Here is a 2,264-nt window from a genome sequence, read left to right as displayed (position 1 = left end):
TTTTTTTTAATTATTGTTCTGCTTTCTCTGCATTACGTCGATTTTGACGTTTTTCTAATATATCAGATTCATAGTCTTTTTGTTGATATTCAATATATTCTTTTAGTCTATGTTTATTAGGCTGTAATGTTAATCCTAAGAATTTGCGTTCTTGGTTAGCATCTTTATAGAAACTAATCATCATTAGTATGACCACAAAGGAGAATGGTAATGCACTAATAATTGCAGCACTTTGTAGTGCGCCTAATGCTTCTGCGCCATCTCCACCACCTGCTAAGAGTAAGATGAAGGCAATAAGAGATTGTGCAATACCCCATGTTACTTTTACCACGTTAGATGGTTCTAATGAGCCATATGTTGTTTGCATACCTAATACAAATGTTGCTGAATCGGCTGATGTAATAAAGAATGAACCGATTAATATAAGTGCAACAAGTGATAAAATCATTCCTAAAGGTAAATGATTAAATACGCCAAAGAGTTGCGTTTCTGCTGACATCTTGAATAGCTCAGAATGTTTTTTACCCATTTCAATACCTAATACGCCAAACACACTGAACCATAAGAAACTTACTAGAGCCGGAACAAGTAATACACCTGAAATAAATTCACGAATTGAACGTCCTTTAGACACACGTGCAATAAATACACCTACGAATGGGCTCCAGCTTAACCACCAGCCCCAATAATATAGTGTCCAAGAAGACATCCATTCTCTTTTTTGAGAATTTAATGCTGCTGTATCAAAACTGTTGAATAAGAATGTATTGAACAAACTACCAATTGAACTTGTAAACATGTTCAAAATTAATACAGTCGGTCCAACAATTAAAGCAACAATCATTAATATTGTACCTAAACCAATATTAGCATTACTTAAATATTGAATTCCTTTACTTAGACCAGACCAAGCACTAATAATAAATAAAATTGTAACAACAACAATAATAAGTGATTGAACCCATACATTATTTGGGACACCAAATAAGTAATTTAAACCACCGTTAATTTGTAATGCACCCATACCTAATGATACAGCTACCCCTACTACTGTAGCGAATACTGAAAGTACATCAATAATCGTACCAATAGGTCCTTCTACTTTATCTCCAAGCAATGGGCGTAATGTTCTAGAAACAAGTCCTGGTTCATCTTTTCTAAATTGAGCGTATGCTAAGGCAAGAGCTACGACACCATAAACTGCCCAAGCATGAAATCCCCAATGGAAGAAAGTAGAACGAAGTGATTCAGTAAAGGCTTCTGTCGTTTTTGGACTAGCAGTTGGTGGTGCTGCAAAGTGTGACATAGGTTCTGCTGCACCATAGAATACTAAACCAATACCCATACCTGCACTAAATAGCATGGCAAACCATGAAATCGTATTAAACTCTGGTTTATCATCAGGTTTGCCAAGTTTTAATTTCCCAATTGGACTGAAAATTAAAAAGACACAGAAGAAAACAATAATAGTTGTAAGTATTAAATAATACCAACCAAGTTTATCAGTAATCCATCCACTTATTGAACTAGTAATTGAATCGAATTGTTCCGGTACAATTGCCCCAATTAGTACAATAATCGCTACGATAATCGCACTATAAATAAATACCGGCGAAAATTTCTTTCCTTTCTTACTTGATTCAGAAGAAGAATTCATAACTAATATAACTCCCTTCATCTTAATATTAAATTTTTTCAAAATGAAAAATACACAATTAATTATAAAAATAATTAATTAATTTTTCGGTAAACTACTTTAATATAATAACAAACATTTTAATCTTAATCAAATTTCATTAATTTTAATATTTACTAATTTATTTATGTTTTGTATGATATATTATATAAAAATCAAATAAATAGGAGATTACTATGCTAAAAGAATTTAAAGAGTTTGCATTTAAAGGAAATGTTTTAGATTTAGCAATTGCTGTAGTTATGGGGGCAGCATTTAATAAAATTGTATCATCCTTAGTAACTTATATTATCATGCCATTGATTGGTAAACTGTTCGGTTCGGTCGATTTTGCTAAAGATTGGCAGATTTGGGGCATTAAGTATGGTCTTTTCATTCAGTCAATTATTGATTTTATTATCGTTGCTTTTGCATTATTTATCTTTGTTAAGATTGCCAATACAATTATAAGAAAAGAAGAACCAGAAGAAGAAATTGATACAAATACGGTATTACTTACAGAAATTCGAGATCTTTTAAAAACAAATAAATAAATCAAAAGAGTCCGGGACATAAAGTATCTAGATAA

At 31.8% G+C, this 2,264-nt stretch carries 2 protein-coding genes; one reads left to right on the top strand and one right to left on the bottom strand.

Translation table 11 applies throughout. The annotated features are described in order from the left end of the window. Positions 1-10: 10 nt before the first annotated feature. Positions 11-1,657 carry a glycine betaine uptake BCCT transporter gene (locus HMPREF2930_RS07475; RefSeq protein ID WP_017174670.1) on the bottom strand — a complete coding sequence of 549 codons (1,647 nt, stop codon included), beginning with the start codon at positions 1,655-1,657 and terminating at the stop codon, positions 11-13. Between the two features lie 215 nt (positions 1,658-1,872). On the opposite strand from HMPREF2930_RS07475, the gene mscL reads away from it, so the two are divergent. Further along, entirely contained in the window at positions 1,873-2,229 is a 357-nt protein-coding gene (gene mscL / locus HMPREF2930_RS07470) for a large conductance mechanosensitive channel protein MscL (RefSeq protein ID WP_017174669.1), read from the top strand. Positions 2,230-2,264 lie beyond the last annotated feature (35 nt).

It is taken from the genome of Staphylococcus sp. HMSC068C09 (genome assembly GCF_001813735.1).
Classification (GTDB): Bacteria; Bacillota; Bacilli; order Staphylococcales; family Staphylococcaceae; genus Staphylococcus; species Staphylococcus hominis.
Note: the sequence above shows the minus strand (reverse complement) of the source record. Positions and strands in the feature narration are given on the sequence as shown.

Coding starts and splice junctions, on each gene's coding strand:
- HMPREF2930_RS07475 (WP_017174670.1), bottom strand. CDS start 1,657: ATGAATTCTTCTTCTGAATCAAGTAAGAAAGGAAAGAAATTTTCGCCG.
- mscL (WP_017174669.1), top strand. CDS start 1,873: ATGCTAAAAGAATTTAAAGAGTTTGCATTTAAAGGAAATGTTTTAGAT.